This is a genomic window from Streptomyces sp. NPDC012637, from assembly GCF_042954805.1.
Classification (GTDB): domain Bacteria; phylum Actinomycetota; class Actinomycetes; order Streptomycetales; family Streptomycetaceae; genus Streptomyces.
The window spans coordinates 177,970-198,691 of record NZ_JBIBDS010000001.1 but is presented as its reverse complement, the minus strand read 5'-3'; the positions used below and the strand labels follow the sequence as shown (position 1 = coordinate 198,691).

The window sequence follows — 20,722 nt, the reverse complement described above, 5'->3', positions numbered from 1 at the left end:
CGGCTCTCCGCGCCCGCTCGTGCGCGGACGCGGACCGGCACGCGCAGCGAATCGGTCACGTCACCGCGGATCAGGCGTCGTCCTCGCCGTAGCGGCGTTCGAACCTGGCGATCCGTCCCTCCGTGTCCACGGTCCGTGCCTTGCCCGTGTAGAACGGGTGGCTCTCGGACGAGATCTCGACGTCGACCACCGGATAGGTGTTGCCGTCGTCCCACTCGATGGTCTGGTCGCTGCCCGCCGTGGACCGGGTCAGAAAGGCGAACCCGGCCGCCCGGTCGCGGAACACCACGGGCCGGTACTCCGGCTGCTTGTCCTGCTGCACATGTCCTCCTCGGACGTGGTGGAGGGGGCGGCACCGCACGTCCCCCGTTCCGTCCAGCGTCTCCGGGCACCGTCCGCGCAACCAGCCCCGTACGACCGACCGGCCGTCACCCGGACGGGTGGGAGCCCCAGCGGGCGGCCAGGAGCAGGGCGATGTCGTCGGGCCGGTCGGAGGCCTGCCGCGCCTCCCGGATCAGCCGGTCGGCCGTGTCGGCGAGCGGCGCCGTGCCGGTGGCCGCGAAGGTGCGGCGCAGCTGCTCCACGCCCTCGTCGATGTCCGTGTCGGGCCGCTCCACCAGACCGTCCGTGAACAGCGCGAGGACGTCGCCGGGTTCGAGCCGCAGCCGGGTCACCGGGTAGGTGGCCGCGTCGTCGACGCCGAGCACCACGCCGCCCGCGAGTTCCACCACCTCCGTGCCGCCGTCCGCCCGGCGCAGCAGCGGCTGCGGATGCCCGGCCCGCGCCGCCTGCGTCTCGCCGGTGTGCGGGTCGAGGACGACGTAGCAGCAGCTGGCGAACTGGCCCGGGTCCAGGTCGATGAGCAGCCGGTTGGTGGCCCGCACCACGTCCTGCGGCGGGTGCCCGCTGAGCGCGAACGCCCGTACCGCGCTGCGCAGCTGACCCATCGTGGCCGCCGCGGCCACTCCGTGGCCCTGCACGTCGCCGATGACCAGGGCCAGCCGGCCCGGACCCGTCTCCACCACGTCGTACCAGTCGCCGCCCACGTCCATGCCCTGCGTGCCCGGCAGATAGCGGCCGACCGTGTCCACGCCCGCGTACACCGGCAGCCGGTGCGGCAGCAGCGCGTCCTGCAGCCCCCGGGCCAGTGCCGACTCGGAGTCGTAGCGCTGTGCCCGCTCGAGGGCCTGGGCGATCAGACCCGCGAGCGCGGTGAGCACCGTCCGCTCCTCGGCGGTGAAGCCGCGCGGCTTGTCGAAGCCGAGGATGCACGAGCCCACCGGCCGGCCAGAGGCGATCAGCGGCAGGAAGGCCCGCGCGCCCGTGTGCGCGTCCAGCGGCATGTCCGGATAGGCCGTGCCCAGCTGGTCCATCGACTCGAAGAACAACGGCCGGCCCGTCGTCAACGTCTCGACTCCCGGCACCCGGGCGTCGAGACCGACCCCGTCGAAGGGCTCGAGGAAGCCGGGTGGGAAGCCGGTCTCCCACGCCAGGTAGAGATGACGTTCGCTCAGCAGATAGATCGCCAGCTGCCGTCCGCCGAAGGCCGGGAGGAGCTCCTCGGTGACCACCGCCGACACCTGGCGGGCCGTCACCGCCTCGGAGAGCGCGATGGCGAGGGCCACCGGACGGTACAGGGCCGCCGCCCGCCCCTCGGGCGAGGAGAGACCGTCCCCGTCGGCACCGGCCAGGACGGCCTGCGGCCTGCCGCTCGCCGCCGGGTCGCTCTCGGGGACGAGCACCAGGGTGACCCCGTCCCGCCCCGGATAGAGCGAGACCGACAGCCACTCGCCGCGCCCCGGGTGCGCCAGGAAGTGGATCGGCTCGTCCGACAGCAGGGCTCCGCGCAGCTGTTCCTCGTGGTACGGATGCGCGAACCACGGCACCGCCTCCCACAGCGGCCGGCCGGCCAGGGTGTCGCGCGCCAGGCCCAGCAGGGCCTCGGTGCGTTCGTTGACGTACGTGATCCTGCCGAGCCTGTCGATCGCCAGGATCGCCCGGGGCAGCCGGTCGGTGGCGTCCGAGCCGACGAGCCCGGTCCCCAGGTCGACCAGGGACCCGGTGAGGACGTGTCCGTCCCGGCCGTCGGCGAGGGGGCGGGCGGTCACCTCCAGGAGGTGCAGACCGCCGTCCGGGCCCTTCAGCCGGATCCGGCGCGCCGCGGGGCCGCCGGAGTCCGCGGCCTGCCGGGCCAGTGCCCCCAGGGCGTACGCGTCCTCGGGGACCAGCCGGGCGGTCAGCGACTCGACGGTCCACGGCAGTGGGTCGGGCACGCCGAGTATCTCGCGCAGACCCGTGTCCGCCGTGAGCGTGCCGGAATCCAGGTCCCAGTCGAAGTAGCCGATCCGCACGCGCGGCCCGGTCCTGGCCGGCAACTGGACGGACACCGGCGCTCCCGGCCACTCCACCCGTGTCCCGTGGGCGGCGAGCGCGCCGAGCGTCACGCCGAGCCGGCGTGCCTCCTGGAGCATCCGCCCGCGGTCCCGCGCGTCGACCGGCACCCCGGGGGTGGGCGTGCGCAGCACCACCAGCACCCCGTACCGCTCCCGGCCACCGATCACCGGCGTGTAGAGCGAGGCGAAGGGGAACGGCAGGCTGGCCACCAGCTGGGGGAACTGCCGCATGGCCTCCTCGACGTCCCCCAGGTGGACCGGCTGGCCCGACCGGTGTGCCTCGGCCACCGGGAAGGGCCGGTTCACGTGCATCCGCCACCACGGTCGGAACAGCGGTGCCGGAAGTCCCGCGAGCACGGCCAGCCGCAGCAGTCCTGAGGTGCCCGATTGCAGGTAGACCCCGCCCGCGTAGCCGCCGGCCGCCTCGACGGCCCGCAGCACGGACTCCGCGAGGACGGCCGTCAGGGCGTCCGCCGTCCACCCGGCGGCGCCCGGCTCCGGGCGCGGGGGCCCGGTCTCGGCCGACGGGGCGGTGCCTGCCGCGCCGTTCGAGGTCACACAGCCAGCATGCTCCCGCCCGGAAGGGCCCCGCATCCGGAGTACCCGCGCGTACGGGGGCGCCGTCGCCGGCCCGGGGCGGCAGACGGCGCGCCGTCGGGGCCGGGGGAGCCCCGTCCGCCGGCTCCGGAACCACCCCTTGGGGGCATTGACCCGGCCCGGGCCGCTCGCGAGACTCGGCCTCGGCTGCCGCGGCGGGTGTGCAGCCCCGACACCTCGCGACCAGGGGGCATCATGACCGGCCGGGTTCTTCCGTACGACGTCCAGGGCAGCGGTCCGCACCGGGCCCTGGTGCTGCACAACTGGTTCGGCGACCGCAGCAGCTTCGCGCCGCTGCGGGAGCACCTGGACGGGACCTCCGGGTCCTACGCCTTCCTCGACTGCCGCGGCTACGGGGAGGCGATCGACGCCGACGGCGCGTACACCATGGAGGAGGTCGCCGCGGACGCCCTGGCCGTCGCCGACGACCTCGGCTGGGACACCTTCTCCGTCGTCGGCCACTCGATGGGCGGCAAGGCCGCCCAGCTGATGCTGCTCGACGCGCCCGAGCGGGTGCGCTCCATCGTCGGGATCTCACCCGTGTCCGCGGCCGGCTTCCCGCTCGACGAGGACACCTGGGCGCTCTTCGCCGGGGCCGCCGAGAACCCCGGCAACCGCCGGGCCATCATCGACAACACCACCGGCGGCCGCTACGACGACGCGTGGCTCTCGGCCCTCGTGGACCGCTCCCTGCGGCGCTCCTCGGCCACCGCCTTCCGCGCCTACCTCGACTCCTGGTCGCGCACCGACTTCCACGAGCGGGTCCGCGACAATCCGGCGCCCGTCCTCCTCGTCGTCGGCGCCCACGACCCGGCGCTCGGCGCGGACGCCATGGAGGCCACCTGGCTGCGCTGGTACCCCAACGCGCGGCTCACGGTCCTGCCCGAGGCCGGTCACTACGCGCCGGAGGAGACCCCGAAGGAGCTCGCCGACGCCATCGAGGCCTTCCTGGCCGCCTGACGCGCGGCCGCGCCCGGGGCCGGGGAGACTGGTGCGGAGCGGACGGAACGGAAGACGCCGGCGGACGGCGCGGAGAGGCGGTGCACGGCATGGTCCTGGCCCTGACGGCCGCGGTCGCGGCGGCGCTGCTGGTGTGCCGCCTCGCCCTGCGCGAGCGGGCCGCCCCGGGTACCGCCCGCCGCGCCCTCGCGTTCGTCCGCGACCGGCGTGCCGTGGCCGCGGGGCTGCTCGCCGGACTGCTGCTCGCGACTCTCGGCTGGCGGGCGGCCGGTCCCGGCGCGCTCGCCTGGGCGGGGCTCGCGGCCGTGCTGGTCGCGGCCCTGACGTCCGGCCTCGGAGACGGCGAGGGCCCCGTCCCCGGCGCTCGCGCGACGGGGACGGGGCCCGAGGGCTCCCGCGATCAGGAGTGACGCGTCAGGTGACGCGTCACGGGTGACGCATCAGGAGTAGTAGCCGAACAGGTCGGCGATCACGTGCACCGTTCCGGTGTTCGCCCGGAAGTCGATCTTCCCGTTGACGACGGGCACGGTGACGAGGTTGGCCGTGGTCTGCCCCGTCGTCCAGTTGAGGTTGGACGCGTTCGGCAGCGTCGTGCCGTCGGGCCACACCGTCAGGAAGCCGTTGGTGGTCGGCGCGGTGGCGGTGACGTTGAGGACGACCGCCTTGGCGTTGGCCAGCGTGTGACCGTCGTTCAGGTTCAGCGCCAGCGGCGTGCCGCCCTTGAGCGGGGTGGTGCCGGACGTGCCGAGCGCGTAACGGGTGTCGAGCAGTCGGGCCGGGCCGGCGGTGTGGAAGGTGCTGCCCTCCGCGCCCGCGGTGTAGTAGCCGAAGACGTCGGCGATGAAGTGCACGGTGCCGCTGCCGGCGTTGTACAGGTTCACCTTGCCGTCGGCGCCGATCGGGAGGACCACCGCGTTCGGACGGGTCTGGCCGGTGAGCCAGTTGATGTTCGACGAGGTGGGCCGCGTGGTGCCGCTCGGGTACGCGATCAGGTGGCCGTTCGACGTCGGCGCGGTGGCCGTGACGTTGAGGACCACCGCGGTGGCGCCCGTGGCCGGGACGCCGCCGGCGCCCGCGACCGTCAGCGAGACGGTGCCCTTGCCGGCGACCGGGGAGGTGCCGGCACGGCCGATGGCGTTGCGGGTGTCGAGGATGCGGGCCGGGCCCTTGGGCACGTAGGTCGAGCCCTCGGTGCCGGTGGTGAAGTAGCCCGAGATGTCCGCGATCAGGTGGGTGGTGGAGCCGCCCGCGTTGTACAGGTCGACCGAGCCGTCCTTGCCGACCGGAACGGTCACCAGGTTCGGGACGGTCTCGCCCTTCAGCCAGTTCATGTTCGACGAGGCCGGGCGGGTGGTGCCGCTCGGGTACGCGATCAGGAAGCCGGGGCCGGCGGGCGCGGTGGCGGTGACGTTCATGACGACCGCGGTCACACCGGACGCCGGGACACCGCCCACGCCGGTCACCTTCAGCTTGACGGTGCCCTTGGCCGGGACCGGCGCGGTGCCGGTGCGGCCGATGCCGTAGCGGGTGTCGAGGATGCGGGCCGGGGCGAGCGCGGCGAAGGTGCTCGCGGGGGAGGGGGCGACGGCCTTGCACAGGCCGGCGACGATCTCGCGCCCGTTCGGGGTGCCGAGGCCGGTGGCCAGGTCGAAGCCCGAGCCCGCCTGGTAGAGCCCGCTGAAGTTGCCCGACTTGGTGAGGTTGGTGTTGCCGGTGGTGACGTCACGGAAGGCCGTCGCCGGCAGCTGGTACAGCGCGCGGTGGACGTCGCCGACCGGGCCGTTGGCCTGGCAGGCCAGGTCCTGGTTGGCCTGTCCGAGCAGCGCGGACCAGACCGGCGCGGCGCCGCTGGTGCCGCCCATGACGCCCCAGTACTCGCCGCCGCCGAAGGCGATCGGGTAACCGGTGGCCGGGTCGGCGACGCCGGCGACGTCCGGGAGCTGACGGCAGGTGGTGTCGGCGGGCGCCGAGCAGAGGTCGCTGTAGCCCGCACCGGTGCGGCCGGCCTGGAAGCCGTCGGCCGGGACGGTGAAGCCGCGCGCGACGCCGCCGCCGGAGCCGGACCAGGTGGTCTGGCCGCTGACGGAGGTCTGCATCGTGGTGCCGCCGACGGCGAGGACGTACGGCGAGGCCGACGGGAAGTCGACGACGAGCTGGTCCTGGTCGGGAACCTCCGGGTGCGGGGTGCCCTCGGCGTCGACCGGCACGTAGCAGCCGGTCGAGCCACTGTCGCCGGAGGCGACGACGACGGTCTGGCCCTGGGCCGCGGCCTGCTGGAAGATCAGGTTCTGGGCGGACCGGGTGTCGGCCGGCGTGTGGACCTCGCACAGGCCCCAGCTGACCGAGACGACCTTGGCGCGGTTCTCGGTGACGATCTGGCGGTACGTGGCCGTGGCGTCGTTCCAGGTGTTCTCACCCTGGTAGACGAGGATCTTGGACTGCGGGGCGAGACCGATGATGGTCTGGACGTCCAGCGCGGTCTCGAGGCCGGCCCCGGTGCCGAACGGGTCCACCGGCTCGGTGGGACCGCCGTTCACGCGGACCGCGGTCACGGGCACCCGGGTGCCGTGGCAGCGCTGGTACTCCGCGATGTCCTTGGGGTCGTAGTTCTCGAGCGCGTAGACCGCGATGGTGGCGCCGGTCTGCACGTTCGGCTGGTTGGCCATGTTGTACTGGGCGGCCAGCGAGCGGGCGCTCCAGTAGTCCTTGGTGTCGTACAGCGGCGGGTACTCGGGGTCGCCCGCGTAGGCCAGGTAGTCCTTGACGTCCTGACACATCGTCGGGGTCGTGCCGGTGAGCCGCGGCCGCAGGGCACCGGTGTCCGTGGTGGTCTGCTTCTTGCGGTTCCCGCCCTTGACGCCGGTGTTGCGCGGCTTGTACGAGTCCAGCGTGTTCAGACCGACGACGGTGCGCACCTCGTCCGCGACCCGGCCGTCGAAGGCGGGGGCGGCGGTGTTGAGGTGGCCGGTCGTGCCGTCCTTCAGCTTGTAGCCGTCGAACTGGGTCCCGAAGGCCTTGGCGGCGCCGGCGACGGTGGTCCTCACCGGCAGGGTGAGGCCGTCGGCCTCCAGCTCGCCGACGGTGAGGCCCTTGGCCTCGAGGCCGGCGCGCACCTCGCGCACCGTCTCCGGCTCGGCGCCGAAGACCTTCGCGAACTCGCCCGTACCGAGGTACTGGCGGTAACGCGGCGAGCCGGGGGTGGAGACCTCGGCGACGAACCGCTGCAGCGCGGCCGGGTCGCGGGGCTCCAGGACGACGCTCAGGTCGAGCGTCTTGCCCGGGGCCGGATCGGCCGTGCGGACAGCGCCCTTCGGCGCCTTCGGTGCCGCGCCGACCCGCTGCGGGCCCGGGTCCTTCGCCGGGGCGGCCGGCGCGGCCGAAGCCGGGACGGCGGCCGCGGCGACGGCCAGGGCGGCGACGGCGGCCGCACTCCATCTGAATGCCTTGCTACGGGCGGTTCCGCCCATGCACACGCTCCCTCTCACGATCCGCGTCGCGCGCGGCCGCGGGCAGCGGGCAGCCCGGAAGGAGCAGCGAAGGTGGAACCCGGGCACGGCGCCGCAGCGCTCCGAGCCCGTCCAGCGTGAAACCCCCCCGGTGCCGTCCACGCGCACTCGCGGCGGCAGAGCGACGACCAGACGTGAAGGTTTATCAGGCACGTATCCGCGACCGGCACGCGGGGGTGCGTTCGTTGCTCGAACGTGATCGCGAACGCTGGTTTTCGGCCGGAAGTTACCGGGCGGTTTCTCGTGACTTCCCAAGAACGTCCCAGTAGAACATGTTCCCATTCACTCCCAGGGTGAGGAACATCACGTGAGTGACAGATCCTTTTCGGCCTCGGATTCCAGAGGCCTGACCCGCCGTCGGTTCGTCACTGGAACCGGTTCCCTTCTGGGTGGCCTGGCGCTCGCCGGGCACACCACGTCCGCACACGCCGCGACCTCCGCCGAGGTCCGGTCCCCCCTCGCTCCCCTCCCCTCCGGGGCCCGCGTCCCGGCCCTCGTCATCGGCTCCGGATACGGCGGATCCGTCGCCGCCCTCCGGCTCGCCGAGGCGGGCGTCGACGTCCATCTGGTCGAAATGGGCATGGCCTGGGACACACCCGGGGCGGACGGGAAGATCTTCGCCAACACCACCAAACCCGACTACCGTTCCTTCTGGCTGCGCACCCGCACCAAGCAGCCGCTGAGCCAGTTCCTCGGCTTCCCGCTCGACAAGGACGTGCCCCGCTACACCGGCATCCTGGACGCCGAGGACTTCGCCGGGATCACCGTCTACCAGGGCCGCGGTGTCGGCGGCGGCTCCCTCGTCAACGGCGGCATGGCCGTCACGCCGCGCCGCGAGGTCTTCCCGTCGCTCCTGCCGACCGTGGACCCCGCCGAGATGTACGGCACCTACTACCCACGCGCCAACGCCGGCCTCGGTGTCACCGAGGTGGACCGGGCGTGGTGGGAGAGCGCCGACTGCTACCAGTACGCGCGCGTCGGCCGCAAGCACGCCGAACGCTCCGGCTTCCCCTTCGTCTTCGTGCCGAACGTCTACGACTGGGACTACATGAAGCAGGAAGCCGCGGGCGCCGTGCCCAGGTCCGCCCTCGACGGCGAGGTCATCTACGGCAACAACCACGGCAAGAAGAGCCTGCAGAAGACCTACCTCGCGCGGGCCGCCGCGACCGGCCGGGTGGCCGTCTCCCCGCTCCACAAGGTCACCACCGTCACTCCGGCGTCCGGCGGCGGCTACACCGTGGTCATCGAGCGGACGGACACCACCGGCGCCACCGTCGAGACCAAGACGGTCACCGCCGACCGGGTCTTCTTCGCCGCCGGCAGCGTCGGCACCAGCAAGCTGCTCACCCGGCTGAAGGCCACCGGCGCGCTCCCCGCGCTCAACGACCGCGTCGGGAAGAACTGGGGCGACAACGGCAACGTCATGTGCGGTCGGGCCAACCACATGTGGGACCCCACGGGGAAGCTCCAGTCCGCCATGCCCACCGCCGGCATCGACAACTGGGACGCCGGCGGCGCCTTCGCCGAGGTCGCCCCGCTGCCCACCGGCATCGAGACCTACGCCTCCTTCTACCTCTCCATCACCAGGACCCCGCACCGCGCCGAGTTCAGCTGGAACGCCGCCGCCGGACGCGTCGACCTCAGCTGGGACCGGGCCTGGAAGCAGAAGTCCATCGACGCGGCCAAGACCATCTTCGACAAGATCAACGCCAAGGAAGGCACGATCTACCGCACGGACCTGTTCGGCGCCTACAAGATCTGGGGCGACCACCTGACCTACCACCCGCTCGGCGGCGCCGTCCTCGGCGAGGCGACCGACAACCACGGCCGCCTGCACGGCTACGACGGTCTGTACGTCATCGACGGCGCCCTCATCCCCGGCAGCACCAGCGTCAACCCGTTCGTCACCATCACCGCGCTCGCCGAACGCAACATCGAGAAGATCATCGCGACCGACCTGTGAGGCGGCCGCGTCGCGCCGGGCACGCGAAGGGGCCGGCCGGGGAGTCCCCGGCCGGCCCTCCTCGTGTGCCCCGCCGCTAGTGCGTCGGCAGCACGCACACGGTGTCGAGACCGAGCACCCGGTTGAGCCGGCCGAACGCCAGCCACGAGCCCAGGCTCATCGTCAGCTCCACGATCTCCACCTGGCCGTAGGCGGCCGTCATCCGGGACCAGAACTCCTCGTCCAGGTTGTGGTGGTCGAGCGCGTACCGCTCCGCGTACTCCGCCGCGAGCCGGGTCCGTTCGTCGAAGGCGTCCGTCGTGCGCCACTCGAGGACCGCGTCGGCGAAGGACTCCTCGACCTTCTCCCCGTCCCGGTCCGTCCGCCAGTCCAGGCAGAACCGGCACCCGTTGATCTGCGCGATCCGCAGTCGCGCCGCCTCGAACTCGCGCAGCCCGAGCGTCGTGTGGGAGTACACGGACAGCGAGAAGTTCGCCGCCGCCATGCCGATGCCGGGCACCATGTCGCCCCACACGTACCCGATGGGCTCCTGCCCCTCCGGAATGTCGATGATCACTGCGTTCTCCTTCCCAGCTTCCCCACCGCCGGGCGCAACGGCACGTCCAGCGCGTCGTAGAGCCCCGGCTCCGCCTCCACCAGCCAGTCGATCGCTCCCACCAGCCGGCCCACGGCGGTCGCGTTGCCGCCCGCCGACCGGTTCTCGCCCTCGTCGGAGGCCTCGACCGTCACCTCGATCCGGGGCCGGCCCTCCACGATCACGCGGTGGGCGCCGGAACCGTCCGGCGGCACCGGCCAGTCCCGGGCGCAGTCCGGATGGATCCGGGTGACGTGCTCGATCACGAGGAGGGGCTCGCCGTCGACGATCCCCTGCACCTCGAAACGCACCGCGCCCTGCGTGCCCGCCGCGAACTCGCCCATCGTCCGGGTGCGCACCGTCGCCTCCAGCGGACGCCGGTCCAGGGTCTCGCGGATCTCGTCGAGCTCGACCCCGAGCGCGCGGGCCATCAGCCGCAGCTGCCCGCCCCAGACCATCGTCGGCACCGAGGGCAGCAGCATCGGCGGCTCGTACTCCATGGGCTGTCCCATGCCGACGAGGAGGCGGACCGATTCCTCCTGCTCGTACGTCGAGTAGTCGAAGATCTCCTGACAGCGGATGGCCTCCACCGTGCTGCCGAGACCGCTCACGAGCAGCGGCAGCACGTCATTGCCCCAGCCCGGGTCCACGCCCGAGGCGAAGAGCGAGCCGCCGCCCTCCTTCACCGCCCCGAGGACCGGGTCCCGGAACTCGGGCGGCGCGCCCCGGTGGTCGTACAGCGGGTACAGCGACGGCGTGACCACCACGGCGCCCGCCCGGACGGCCCGTACGACGTCGGCGAGCGCTCCGTCCGGGCGCATGTCCCCGGACGCCGCGTACACCACTGCGCCGGGGCCTTCGGCCAGCACGGCCGCCACGTCGTCCCGGGCGGCCACTCCCAGCGCGCGCCCGAGCCCGGCGAGCTCGCCCGCGTCACGGCCGACCTTGGCGGGGTTCGCGACGAGGACGGCCGAGAGTTCGAGCGCCGGATGGGCGTCGACGGCACGGATCGCCGCGCGCCCGACATTTCCGGTTCCCCATACCACGGTCGGAATCATGCGCGGAGGGTAGCGCCGGGGACGCGAGGTTCCCAGAGGCGTGACGCATCCGATCTGACAGGGCGTCCGAACCTCGGGGAACGGGGCGGCGGGTGCCGGCTCAGCGGCTGCCCGCGATGCAGTCGGCGTAGGCCCTCGGGTCCTCCTCCGCGAGCCGCCGCAGCGCGGCCGCCGCCCGCTCGGCCGGGGGAGCGCCGTCGTCGGGCAGCCGCCAGACGAACTGGAGCCAGGGTCCGTCCTCACCCGCCGTGCCCTCGGAGAACCCCGGCCGGTAGAGGAACCACAGCACGGTGGTGTCCGGGTCCCGGGTGTCGGCACCCGCGTGAAGGAACCGCGCGTCCCAGCGGGCGAGGAGCCCGGGATCCTCCCGCAGGCCCGCGCCGATCAGCCGGCCGGCGGTCCGGGCCGGCCACGACCAGCCGTCGCTCCTGCTCGCCCGGGCGAGCTCGGCGTCGTAAGCGGCGGCGTCGAAGCGGTACGCCGGGAGCACGGGCGCGGGATCGCCGGAGGGCAGGCGGGCCGGGTGCTGCCAGTCCCGCCACACCACCTCGTCGCCTTCGCGGACGACGGTCACCCGCAGCGCGCCGCAGCAGCCCTCGCTGCACCACGCCTCGGCCAGCTTCACCTCGTGCGGCTCCTCCGTGGCCCACAGGGCACGGCGGTCCAGCAGGTATTCGGGAGCCTCGGCGGCCCCGCGGCCGAAGAGCGCCGGCACGAGCGGTTCGCCGTCGACCAGGACGCGGGCCTCGACCGGTTCGGCGTCGGCGGGGTCGCGCGAGAGGACCGCGATCCGCAGCCGCCCCGGCGGCCCGGGCGTCCGGAACAATAGCCCGGAGGTGTAGCGCAGCCAGGCCGCCCGCTGCCGCACGGCGGACGTGGCGTCCTGGCCCGGCTCCGCGAAGGCGCCCTCCCACGCCGGTGAGGTGAGCAGGGCGCCGAGCGCCTCGAGCAGCTGCTCGCACTGTCCGTCCCGCCAGGGCAGGAGACGCGTCGGCCCGCTGTGCAGGTCGACGGCGAGGGAGAGGAGCACGGCAGCGTGTTCGACGGTCGGCGGCAGCGCGGTAGCGCGCCGGACGAGGGCGTCACAGGACTCGACCGCGTCGCCGTAGCAGAGGATCTCCGCCTGGTAGTCGCGCGGGCTCGCCATCCGTACGAGCAGCCGCCCCGCCTGCGCGAGCAGGCGCGGGTCGACCCGTTCGGCGCGCAGCAGCCCGACGAGGCCGACGGCCTCGGCGATGCGCCGGGCGGGCGAGGGCCCGACCAGGCGGACGTCGCCCGCCCGTCCGACGAGGAACGCCCGGACCTCGGCCACCGCGCCCGTGAGGAGGGCGTCCACCAGGGGACGCAGCTCGGGCCCCCTGATGCGGTCGTCCAGCCAGCGGAGCGCGGCGGTCTGCGGATCCAGCGGCTCCAGGGCCGTCACGGCCAGGCCCGCAAGGTTCCGGAGACGGGAGAGCGTCCTTAGGGACGGCACGTCCTCGGGCTCCCCGAGCCGCCGCATGAGCGCGAGGCCCACGCTGACGGACCGGCTGTCCCGGCCCGTACGGACGAGGCGCCGGCCGAGGGCCCGCGCCGTGGACTCGTCGTCGAGCGGCAGGGAGAGGACGGCGCCGACCAGCGCGCCCACCGGGACCGGGAGTTCGGCGAGGCGGCGTTCGACCGCTTCGACCGCGGCCCGGGTGCAGGGCCCGGAGAGGAGCGGGCCGAGGGCCGACCGCACGGCGGCGAAGGCCTTCTTTCCCCGTAGCCGCTCGGCACCCGGCGGTGGTGACGGCTCCTCAGGAGGCGGGTAACCACCGGCGCGTGGCCGGCCGTCCGGTTCGGCGGCCAGCAGGCCGAGGACATGGGCGTACAACGAGGGCCGGGAGGTGAGCGCTCGGCGCTCTTCCTGGGCGCTCACCGGGTGAAGGTGGACTCGATTCTGTCGATCATGCCCCGATGGTGCCGCACCCCGGGACGCACTGTCCAGCGGATGACGACTACTCCGCCCGCGCCCCGCCCTCGTCCAGACGCAGCGTCACGAAGGCCACGGTGTCGCCCGGCAGCACGTACCGCTCGGTCTCCACGAAGCCGCGGGCCAGCGCGAAGCGCAGCCCCTCCTCGTTGCTCGCCAGGACCACGGTCTCCACGCCCTGCTCGCTCAGCGTCCGGGCGTGCGCCAGGCCCCGCTCGTACAGCGCGGTGCCGTACCCCTGGTTCCGGTGCTCCGGCAGGATCCGGGAGATGACCGTGGCGGCGGGCGTCTCGTCGTCCGGCGGGCGGACCGTGGAGCAGCCGACGGCGGTTCCGTCGGCGTAGGCCACGTCGAGCCGGTTGCGACCCGCCCGCTCGCGCACCTCCTCCGCGGAGAGCGGGGCCGTCGGGATGATCGTGTTGTGGATCAGCCGCCAGTCCGCCAGGAGCGCGGGGGAGGCCACCGGGTCGGCCGGGTCGATGCTTTCGATGCGCAGAGCGTTCATCAGGGAAGGAAATCCCGCACGATACGAACCGTCAATCGCTTTGCTCCGTCGACCGGACGGGTGAGGGGGCGCGCACCGCGACAGGGCCCGGTGCCGACCGGGTACGGATCCGGGCATTGCCCCGAGCCTCGGAGGAGCTCTTCCCATGCCCGTCCGCAAGGGCACCACCGCGGTGCTGACCTGCGCTCTGTCCTCGGCGCTCGTGCTGACCGGAGGCCTGACCGGCTGCACCGCGCAGCGTCCGCCCTCCGCCGCGCCGGCCCCGGCGCCCGCCGCTTCCACGTCCCCGCTCCAGGGCCCGGAGCGGAACCGGACGCAGGGTCAGGAGGCGCGCGACGGCGCCAACAGGGCGCCCTCACGCATCCCCGGCATCGGTCCCCGTACCTACGGCCGCATCCCCGACGGCACCACCCAGGTGCTCGTGGTGAGCGGCGACGGCATCGACGGCAACATCGCCACCGCCGTGCTCCACGAGCGGGACGCGGCCGGCCGCTGGCACCGCACCGCCGGTCCCTGGACCGGGCACAACGCCCTGCGCGGCTGGACCGACGACCACGTGGCGGGCGACCTGCGCTCCCCGACCGGCGTCTACCGGCTCGGCGACGCGGGCGGCCGGCTCCCGGATCCGGGGACCAGGGTCCCGTACGACCAGGACGAGGAGTTCGCCGTCTCCGGCACCGGTTTCCTCGGCGAGTCCCTCGAAGGCTCCTTCGACTACGTCGTCGCCATCGACTACAACCGCGTCCCCGGCACCACCCCGCTCAACAAGGAGCGCCCGCTGGGCCCCGAGCGGGGCGGCGGGGTCTGGATCCACGTCGACCACGGCGGCCCCACCCAGGCCTGCGTCTCGCTGCCCCGGGAGGACATGACCGAACTCCTCCGGGCCCTCGACCCGGTGCGGGAACCCGTCGTCGTCATGGGCCCGGCCGCGACGCTCGCCGGCTGAGCGGCGACGAGGCGGCGGCGCGCCGGTGCGCCGCGACCCGCTCGCGGGTGGCGCACCGGCGCGAGCAGTAGCGGCGCTCCTGGGCTCCCTGCGGCACGAAGACGTCCTCGCAGGCGGCCGACGCGCATACGCCGCCCGGTGCGCGGCCCCGGTCCCACAGGAGCACGGCGAGCGCCAGGCAGGACGAGGCGAGGAACCACTCCGCCCAGGGTGCGTCGTCGTCCGCGTCAACGTGCGGGTGCCAGGGGCTCGTGCCGCCGTGCGCGCTCAGTCGCAGCGGGCCGGTCCGCGCGGCGAGCAGCGCGTTGAGCGCGCGGGCCGCCGCGTCGGTGTCGGCCGCGGCGAAGACCGGGCGCAGCGCGGCCGCCGCCTCCCGCAGCCCCGGCAGGTCGGCGCCGGACAGACCGAGCGGCTCGCTCTCGCCGTACGCGCGCAGCACCCGCCCGGTCTCGGCGAGCAGCGCGGGGTCCGGCCCGGGGCGGCTCAGCACGTTGACGAGTTCGGCGGCGCGCAGGGCGTTGGCGAGCACGGAATGGCGGGCGGACCGGGCGTCCGCGGCGGGGGACATCCGGCGAATGTAACGCATGTTGTGAAGGTTTGAGTTACCCCCGTAGCGTCGCGCGGGTGTCCACCCACCTCGGAACCCGGCGTCCGCACGGCATGCGGCGCCTCCTCGCGGGCGCCACGACGGCGCGCACCGGCGACGAGATGTCCGGGCCCGCGCTCCTGCTGCTCGGCTACGCCCAGACCGGCTCGGCCGCGACCGCCGCAGCGCTGCTCGCCGGCATCACCGCTTCCGCCGCGCTCGGCGGGCCCGTGCTCGGCGCGCTCCTGGACCGGGCCGCCCGCCCGGGACGTCTGCTGGCCGTCTCGCTCGTCCTCCACGTCGCCGGACTGACGGTCGTCCTGCTCACCCTCGGTCGCGTCCCGTTCCCGTTGACCCTGCTCACCGCACTGGCCGCCGGGACGCTGGCGCCCGCCCTCGCGGGCGGCTGGACCTCCCAGCTCTCCACGGTCGTTCCGGAGCGCCGGCTGCACCGCGCTCATGCGCTCGACGCGATGACCTACAGCACGGCGAGCCTGCTCGGGCCCGCGCTCGCCGGCCTTCTCGGCCGGCTCCTCGGGGCACCGGCGGCCGTGGTGGGCGCCGTCGTGCTGATCCTGCTGGCCGTGCCCGCCACCCGTGGCCTGCCGCACCGCCAGGCCCCGGCAGAGCCGGTGACCGTACGATCCGTGGCCCGGGACCTGCGACAGGGCTTCGCGTGCCTGGTCCGGTCGATGCCGCTGGCCAGGGCGACCGTCACCTCGACCCTGTCCTGCCTGGGTCAGGGCACGTTCGTCGCCTGTGTGCCGCTGCTGGGCGCGCGGGCCCTGGGAGCGCCGGGCGACGGGGCGCTGCTGCTCTCCTGCACGGCGGTCGCGGCCCTGGCCGCGGGCGCGGTGCTCGGCTGGCTCCGCCGGCCGCCCGCCCCCGACACCGTGCTGTGGGCCGCACCGCTGCTTCTCGCGCTCGCCCTCGCCTCGGCCCTCGCCGCCGCGACGGCGGCCCACGGCAGCGCACTGCTGGTCGCCGCCGCACTGCTGGCGGGCGTCGCCGAAGGCCCGCAGCTCACCGCGCTGTTCGCGGTGCGGCACCGGGAGGCTCCGCAGCGGCTGCGGGCCCAGGTGTTCACCACGGGAGCGAGCGTCAAGATCACCGCCTTCGCGCTGGGCGCGGCGCTGGCGGGTCCGCTCGCGTCCCGTTCCCTGACCGCCGCGCTGGTCATGGCGGCGGCCGTGCAGCTGCTCGCGGCCGCCGCACACGCGGTCGTGGGCCGCGCCTTCGTCAGGAGGTCCGGGCCCGCAACGAGGCGGTGTGGGCACGGACCTGGTCGGGTGTGAGGTAGGCGTCCGTGTACTCGAAGTCCCGCAGCGTGCCGGACTTCGAGGCCAGGAAGCCGGTGCGCACGAAGTCGTCGCCGGCCACCGCGTTCAGGAGCCAGTTGGTCATCACGCGGGTCTTCGCCACGTTCGTCCGCAGTGCCGCCCAGTGGTAGGCGCGGGCCACCGCCTGGGCGGGCATGCCGTGCAGCTCGACCCCCAGCGGCTTGGAGACGCCGTCGAGCCCGCCGAGGTCGACCACGAGGCCCAGGTCCTTGTGTTCGTACGGGCGGGTCCGCTCGCCGCGCAGCGTCGCGACCAGGTTGTCGGCGATCACCTTGCCCTGGCGCATCGCGTGCTGGGCGGTCGGCGGGCAGATCGCGCCCTCCTCGCCCTTGGCCAGGTCCGGTACGGCCGCCGCGTCGCCGAGCGCGTACACGCCGGGCAGACCCGGCACCGTCATGTCCGGCTCGACGACCAGACGGCCGCGCAGGGTCTCGGCGCCCAGCGTGCCGATGAGCGGGCTGGCCGCGACCCCGGCCGTCCAGATCAGCGTGCGGCAGGGCAGCACCCGGCCGTCGGTGAGCGTCACGTTCTCCTCGTCCACCGACGCCACCGAGACGCCGAGCGAGACCTGGATGCCGCGCTTGCGCAGGATCTCCATGGCCGCCGCGCCGAGCTTCGGGCCGAGCTCGGGCATCAGCGTGGGCGCGATGTCGACCAGGTGCCACTTGATGAGCTCGGGGTCGAGCCGGGGGTACCGGCTGACCGCGTTGTGGGTGAGCATCTGGAGGCAGGCGGCCGTCTCGGTGCCCGCGTAGCCGCCGCCCACCACCACGAACTGCAGCCGCGCGGCCCGCTCCGCCTCGTCCTGGCTCGCGTCGGCCAGGTCGAGCTGCGCGATCACGTGGTCGCGGAGGTACGCCGCCTCGGCGAGGGTCTTCATGCCCCGGGCGTGCTCGGCGAGTCCGGGGATGTCGAAGGTGCGGGTGACGCTGCCGGGAGCGAGCACCAGGTGGTCGTACGGCTCGGTCTCCGTCTCGCCGGTGATGGTACGCACCACGCAGACCTTGGCGTCGGTGTCGATGCCGATCGCGCCGCCGGGGATGATCCGGGTCCGGTGCTTCTCGCTGCGCCGCAGCGAGAGCGCCACCGACTGCGGGGTGAGCACTCCGGAGGCGACCTGGGGCAGCAGCGGCAGGTAGAGCTGGTACGCGAAGGGCGAGAGCAGCGAGATCGCGGCCTCCCGTCCGGTCAGCCGCCGTTCGAGGCGCCGTACGCACGCGACCCCGGCGAAACCGGCGCCCACCACGAGGATTCTCGGTCGAGACACGGTGAAAGACCGCCTTCCCACGCCTTGTCTGCGGTACGGGCCGTCACGGCCCTCCCAGCGTCACTAACCGAACCCATCATCCGGAAATCATTCATATCCGGCAAAAGGGTGAGGTGGCGGGGGTTCCGTCGCCTAGGCTGAGGCGGCCGCTCCGGCCACCCCGGCCCGACAGGGAAGGACCAGTTGACCCCGTACTCCCTCGCTTTCTACGTGGACGTGATCGCATCCGGAACCGTGCTGGGCGCCAGGCCGACGGACGGTCCCGGGCGGGTCACGGCGATCCTGGGCCCGGACTACGCCGAGAACTCCTTCGACGACCACAGCATGTGGCGCGACTACGGCATGGCCGAGTTCTTCTGGTTCCGGGAGTCACCCGACCACCCGTGGGAGGGCCACCACTTCACCCTGCAGGTCCACCGGCTTCGTCAGGGTGGCGGCGGAGCGGTCAACAGGGTGATCCGCGAGCGGTACGGCCGCTTCGACCGCCGACTTCGCTTCGACGGGCTGGAGCGGCTGCTGGCGAAGCGGGGCGTGCCTCTGGAGGAGGTCCCGGACGCCAACGCTCCGGCCTTCTCCCTGCACTGGCAGCCCGCTTCCCAGGTGTCCGTCATGGCGTTCCGCGCCCGCGAGAGCACCGGCCGCGGCGGCGGGACCGGTGGGCGGAGGGAGCGCCGGCGCGGTGACACCCGCATCGGAGACGTCCATGCCATCTCGTCGTCGATGACCCCCGAGCAGGTGGCGTGGCACAGGGCGCGCTACGGCCGCGGGGCCGCGGCAGGTCCCTCCGGGCCGTCCGGCGGATCGTGAGGCGCGACCGGACACCGACCCCTCCCACGGAGTTCGCCCCGTGTGCGGGGGCCGGTGTCCAACCGGGTCAGCCGGAGACGCTGGGCGCGCCCGTCTCGATGTGGCCGGTGTAGCGGCGCGACCAGGTGCCGTCGATGTCGGCGAGGATCGTGAAGTCGTACCAGCCGTTGTGGTAGGCGACCGCGTTGAAGTAGTCCTCACGGGAGGACTTCGCCGGGACCGTGTACGTCCACGGGCCGTCGCCCCGGTAGGCGTCGGAGCGGATGGTGAAGGTGACCGCGGTGGCGGCGTTGTTGGTTATCCTGAAGTAGAGGGCGGTCTTGCCGGTGCCGGGCTCGGTCGCGTAGCGCGCCGCGACCTCGACGTCCTTGCCCGCCTTCGAGGCGTCGCCGATGAAGCGGCGCAGGAAACGGTTGGGGCCCATCATCGAGATGTCGTACTTGCCGGAGCCCGAGCCGAGCCCGATGTTGAAGTAGTCGGTTGCGGTGGTGCCCGGGTCGACCGTGTACTGCCAGGCGGCGGTGTCCCGGTACTGGTGCGGGTGGATGGAGAAGTGGGCCGAACGGCGGGCCTCGGCGCCCTGGTTGGTCATGGAGAACCAGGCGAGGATCTTGCCCGCTGCGCCGAACTCGAAGCGGTCGAGATTGCCGTTCACCTGGTACGGCAGGGCGCGCGCGGGCCGGGTGCCGCTCTCCTGCGGCGGCAGGGCGTTGTCCTGCGGGACCGGGTTGGGCAGCGGACCGCAGGTGGACTGGCCGATGACCTTGGCGGTGGACGGCAGGTTCGCCGGCACGCCGTACACCGGGTGGGCGAAGTCGAAGACGCCGGTGAGGTCGCCGGTCACCTTGCGGCGCCAGGTGCTGATGTTGGGGCAGGTCGCGGGAGTGCCGAGGGCTGCGGTCCACACCTCCATGAAGCGCAGCACGGAGGTGTGGTCGAAGACCTCGGAGCTGACCCACCCGCCCCGGGTCCACGGTGACATGACGATCATCGGGACCCGGAAGCCGAGGCCGATCGGCACTCCGTCGAGGTACTCGCCCGGCGTCCCGGGCGGCGCCACCGGCGGCGGCACGTGGTCGAAGAAGCCGTCGTTCTCGTCGTAGTTGAGGAACAGCACGGTCGAGTCGAAGACCTCGGGGTTCGCGGCGAGCGCCCGGTAGACCAGGTCCACGAAGTGGGCGCCGTCGCCCGGCGGTGCATAGGGGTGCTCGGAGAAGGCCTCGCTCGCCACCACCCATGACACCTGCGGCAGCGTGCCCGCGAGCACGTCGGCGCGGATCGCGGCGGCGATGTCGTCCGGGGTCGAGCCGGTGACCTTCGGCACGGAGCCCATGCCGCGGTCGTACAGCGAGTCGCCCGGCCCGGCGTCGGTGAACCTCTTGAAGTACGCGAGGCCGTTGTCGCCGTAGTTGTCCTGGGCGTTCTGGTAGACCTTCCAGCTCATTCCCGCCCGCTGCAGGGCCTCCGCGTACGTCTCCCAGGTCAGCCCCGACTCGTCGCCGCCGTCCTTGCTGGAGGCGTCGATCTTGCCGCTCCACAGGAAGGTGCGGTTGGGGCCGGTCGCGCTGAGCGCCGAGCAGAAGTAGGCGTCGCAGACGGTGTAGTGGTCCGCCAGCGCGTAGTGGAAGGGTATGTCGCCGCGGTCGAGATGGCCCAGGGTGCGGGTGTTGCCGACGCCCATGACCCAGTTGTCGAGCCGGCCCTTGTTCCAGGCGGCGTGCTGGGAGGTCCAGCTGTGCGGCAGGTCGCCGTTGCACTGCGCCAGCGTCTCGCCGTCCACGCCGCCGGCCGGGGGAGTGGAGCTCAGCTTCCACGGGTACTGCCGGCCGCCCCAGTTGGGCTGGTTGAACATGCCCCAGCCGCCCGGGATGTTGCCCGCGGCCCGGTCGCGGAAGCCCCGGACGCCTTTGAGCCGGCCGAAGTAGTGGTCGAAGCTGCGGTTCTCCTGCATGAGGATCACCACGTGCTTCACGTCGGTGATGGTGCCGGTGGCCGACCGCGCGGCCGCCGACGCCGTACCGGTCGGCAGCGTCGACCCGGCGACGAGCCCGGCCCCGAGCCCCGCCCCGATCCCTACGAACCCTCTGCGGCTGATGGGAGTCATGCCCCGCCTCTCCTGTCCCGCCGTGCCCCGGTGGCACGCCGAGGACAGGATGAGGGAACGGGGCCCAAAGGTATACGGCCGTGCAGTAATCGATTGGTTAACTTCGGGCGGACGGTGAGGTGGTGGGGTGGCAGGGGCGGAGAATTGGTCCGACCGCGAACC

16 protein-coding genes are annotated in these 20,722 nt (G+C 73.5%); 6 read left to right on the top strand and 10 right to left on the bottom strand.

Annotated features, from left to right (window positions below):
• Window positions 1-70: 70 nt before the first annotated feature.
• Window positions 71-322 (bottom strand): type B 50S ribosomal protein L31, encoded by a 252-nt coding sequence (locus ACFY8W_RS00955; protein WP_391098524.1) that lies wholly within the window; start codon window positions 320-322, stop codon window positions 71-73.
• Window positions 323-428: 106 nt separating this feature from the next.
• Complete coding sequence (locus ACFY8W_RS00950) at window positions 429-2,987, bottom strand: SpoIIE family protein phosphatase (RefSeq protein ID WP_391098522.1); 2,559 nt, start codon at window positions 2,985-2,987, stop codon at window positions 429-431.
• A 198-nt stretch (window positions 2,988-3,185) separates the two neighbouring features.
• Between ACFY8W_RS00950 and ACFY8W_RS00945 the strand changes: the two genes are divergently transcribed.
• Window positions 3,186-3,950, top strand: coding sequence for an alpha/beta fold hydrolase (locus tag ACFY8W_RS00945; RefSeq protein ID WP_391098520.1), 765 nt, complete (start codon window positions 3,186-3,188; stop codon window positions 3,948-3,950).
• 80 nt (window positions 3,951-4,030) lie between these two features.
• On the top strand, window positions 4,031-4,360 hold the full coding sequence (locus ACFY8W_RS00940; RefSeq protein ID WP_391098518.1) for a hypothetical protein: 330 nt from the start codon (window positions 4,031-4,033) through the stop codon (window positions 4,358-4,360).
• A gap of 30 nt (window positions 4,361-4,390) precedes the next feature.
• Here ACFY8W_RS00940 and ACFY8W_RS00935 read toward each other — a convergent pair whose 3' ends face one another.
• Entirely contained in the window at window positions 4,391-7,417 is a 3,027-nt protein-coding gene (locus tag ACFY8W_RS00935) for a protease pro-enzyme activation domain-containing protein (protein WP_391098516.1), read from the bottom strand.
• A 346-nt stretch (window positions 7,418-7,763) separates the two neighbouring features.
• Between ACFY8W_RS00935 and ACFY8W_RS00930 the strand changes: the two genes are divergently transcribed.
• Complete coding sequence (locus ACFY8W_RS00930) at window positions 7,764-9,419, top strand: GMC oxidoreductase (protein ID WP_391098514.1); 1,656 nt, start codon at window positions 7,764-7,766, stop codon at window positions 9,417-9,419.
• A 76-nt stretch (window positions 9,420-9,495) separates the two neighbouring features.
• Here ACFY8W_RS00930 and ACFY8W_RS00925 read toward each other — a convergent pair whose 3' ends face one another.
• From ACFY8W_RS00925 to ACFY8W_RS00910, 4 genes are all read right to left on the bottom strand, one after another.
• Entirely contained in the window at window positions 9,496-9,975 is a 480-nt protein-coding gene (locus ACFY8W_RS00925; protein ID WP_391098511.1) for a carboxymuconolactone decarboxylase family protein, read from the bottom strand.
• Complete coding sequence (locus ACFY8W_RS00920) at window positions 9,972-11,051, bottom strand: dihydrodipicolinate reductase (RefSeq protein WP_391098508.1); 1,080 nt, start codon at window positions 11,049-11,051, stop codon at window positions 9,972-9,974. Before ACFY8W_RS00920 ends, ACFY8W_RS00925 begins: the two co-directional genes overlap by 4 nt.
• A gap of 100 nt (window positions 11,052-11,151) precedes the next feature.
• Window positions 11,152-12,951 carry a hypothetical protein gene (locus tag ACFY8W_RS00915; protein WP_391098505.1) on the bottom strand — a complete coding sequence of 600 codons (1,800 nt, stop codon included), beginning with the start codon at window positions 12,949-12,951 and terminating at the stop codon, window positions 11,152-11,154.
• Between the two features lie 79 nt (window positions 12,952-13,030).
• Window positions 13,031-13,510, bottom strand: coding sequence for a GNAT family N-acetyltransferase (locus tag ACFY8W_RS00910; protein WP_391098503.1), 480 nt, complete (start codon window positions 13,508-13,510; stop codon window positions 13,031-13,033).
• Between the two features lie 145 nt (window positions 13,511-13,655).
• On the opposite strand from ACFY8W_RS00910, the gene ACFY8W_RS00905 reads away from it, so the two are divergent.
• Window positions 13,656-14,456, top strand: a complete 801-nt coding sequence (locus tag ACFY8W_RS00905; protein ID WP_391098501.1) for a hypothetical protein — start codon at window positions 13,656-13,658, stop codon at window positions 14,454-14,456.
• Here ACFY8W_RS00905 and ACFY8W_RS00900 read toward each other — a convergent pair.
• Window positions 14,425-15,024, bottom strand: coding sequence for a CGNR zinc finger domain-containing protein (locus tag ACFY8W_RS00900; RefSeq protein ID WP_391098498.1), 600 nt, complete (start codon window positions 15,022-15,024; stop codon window positions 14,425-14,427). The genes ACFY8W_RS00905 and ACFY8W_RS00900 overlap by 32 nt on opposite strands.
• Before the next feature lie 56 nt (window positions 15,025-15,080).
• Between ACFY8W_RS00900 and ACFY8W_RS00895 the strand changes: the two genes are divergently transcribed.
• On the top strand, window positions 15,081-16,337 hold the full coding sequence (locus tag ACFY8W_RS00895; protein ID WP_391098495.1) for an MFS transporter: 1,257 nt from the start codon (window positions 15,081-15,083) through the stop codon (window positions 16,335-16,337).
• Here the strand turns inward: ACFY8W_RS00895 and ACFY8W_RS00890 are convergent.
• Window positions 16,282-17,649 carry an FAD-dependent oxidoreductase gene (locus tag ACFY8W_RS00890; RefSeq protein WP_391098492.1) on the bottom strand — a complete coding sequence of 456 codons (1,368 nt, stop codon included), beginning with the start codon at window positions 17,647-17,649 and terminating at the stop codon, window positions 16,282-16,284. The genes ACFY8W_RS00895 and ACFY8W_RS00890 overlap by 56 nt on opposite strands.
• Before the next feature lie 183 nt (window positions 17,650-17,832).
• Here ACFY8W_RS00890 and ACFY8W_RS00885 point away from each other — a divergent pair, with 183 nt between their 5' ends.
• Window positions 17,833-18,456 (top strand): hypothetical protein, encoded by a 624-nt coding sequence (locus tag ACFY8W_RS00885; RefSeq protein WP_391098489.1) that lies wholly within the window; start codon window positions 17,833-17,835, stop codon window positions 18,454-18,456.
• 67 nt (window positions 18,457-18,523) lie between these two features.
• On the opposite strand, the gene ACFY8W_RS00880 is transcribed toward ACFY8W_RS00885, so the two are convergent.
• Complete coding sequence (locus ACFY8W_RS00880; RefSeq protein ID WP_391098487.1) at window positions 18,524-20,560, bottom strand: phosphocholine-specific phospholipase C; 2,037 nt, start codon at window positions 20,558-20,560, stop codon at window positions 18,524-18,526.
• Window positions 20,561-20,722: the final 162 nt, after the last annotated feature.

Excerpts from the sequence above, each read along its gene's own strand:
- ACFY8W_RS00950 (WP_391098522.1), bottom strand. The coding sequence starts at position 2,987 with ATGCGGGGCCCTTCCGGGCGGGAGCATGCTGGCTGTGTGACCTCGAAC.
- ACFY8W_RS00945 (WP_391098520.1), top strand. The coding sequence starts at position 3,186 with ATGACCGGCCGGGTTCTTCCGTACGACGTCCAGGGCAGCGGTCCGCAC.
- ACFY8W_RS00935 (WP_391098516.1), bottom strand. The coding sequence starts at position 7,417 with ATGGGCGGAACCGCCCGTAGCAAGGCATTCAGATGGAGTGCGGCCGCC.
- ACFY8W_RS00920 (WP_391098508.1), bottom strand. The coding sequence starts at position 11,051 with ATGATTCCGACCGTGGTATGGGGAACCGGAAATGTCGGGCGCGCGGCG.
- ACFY8W_RS00910 (WP_391098503.1), bottom strand. The coding sequence starts at position 13,510 with ATGAACGCTCTGCGCATCGAAAGCATCGACCCGGCCGACCCGGTGGCC.
- ACFY8W_RS00905 (WP_391098501.1), top strand. The coding sequence starts at position 13,656 with ATGCCCGTCCGCAAGGGCACCACCGCGGTGCTGACCTGCGCTCTGTCC.
- ACFY8W_RS00900 (WP_391098498.1), bottom strand. The coding sequence starts at position 15,024 with ATGTCCCCCGCCGCGGACGCCCGGTCCGCCCGCCATTCCGTGCTCGCC.
- ACFY8W_RS00880 (WP_391098487.1), bottom strand. The coding sequence starts at position 20,560 with ATGACTCCCATCAGCCGCAGAGGGTTCGTAGGGATCGGGGCGGGGCTC.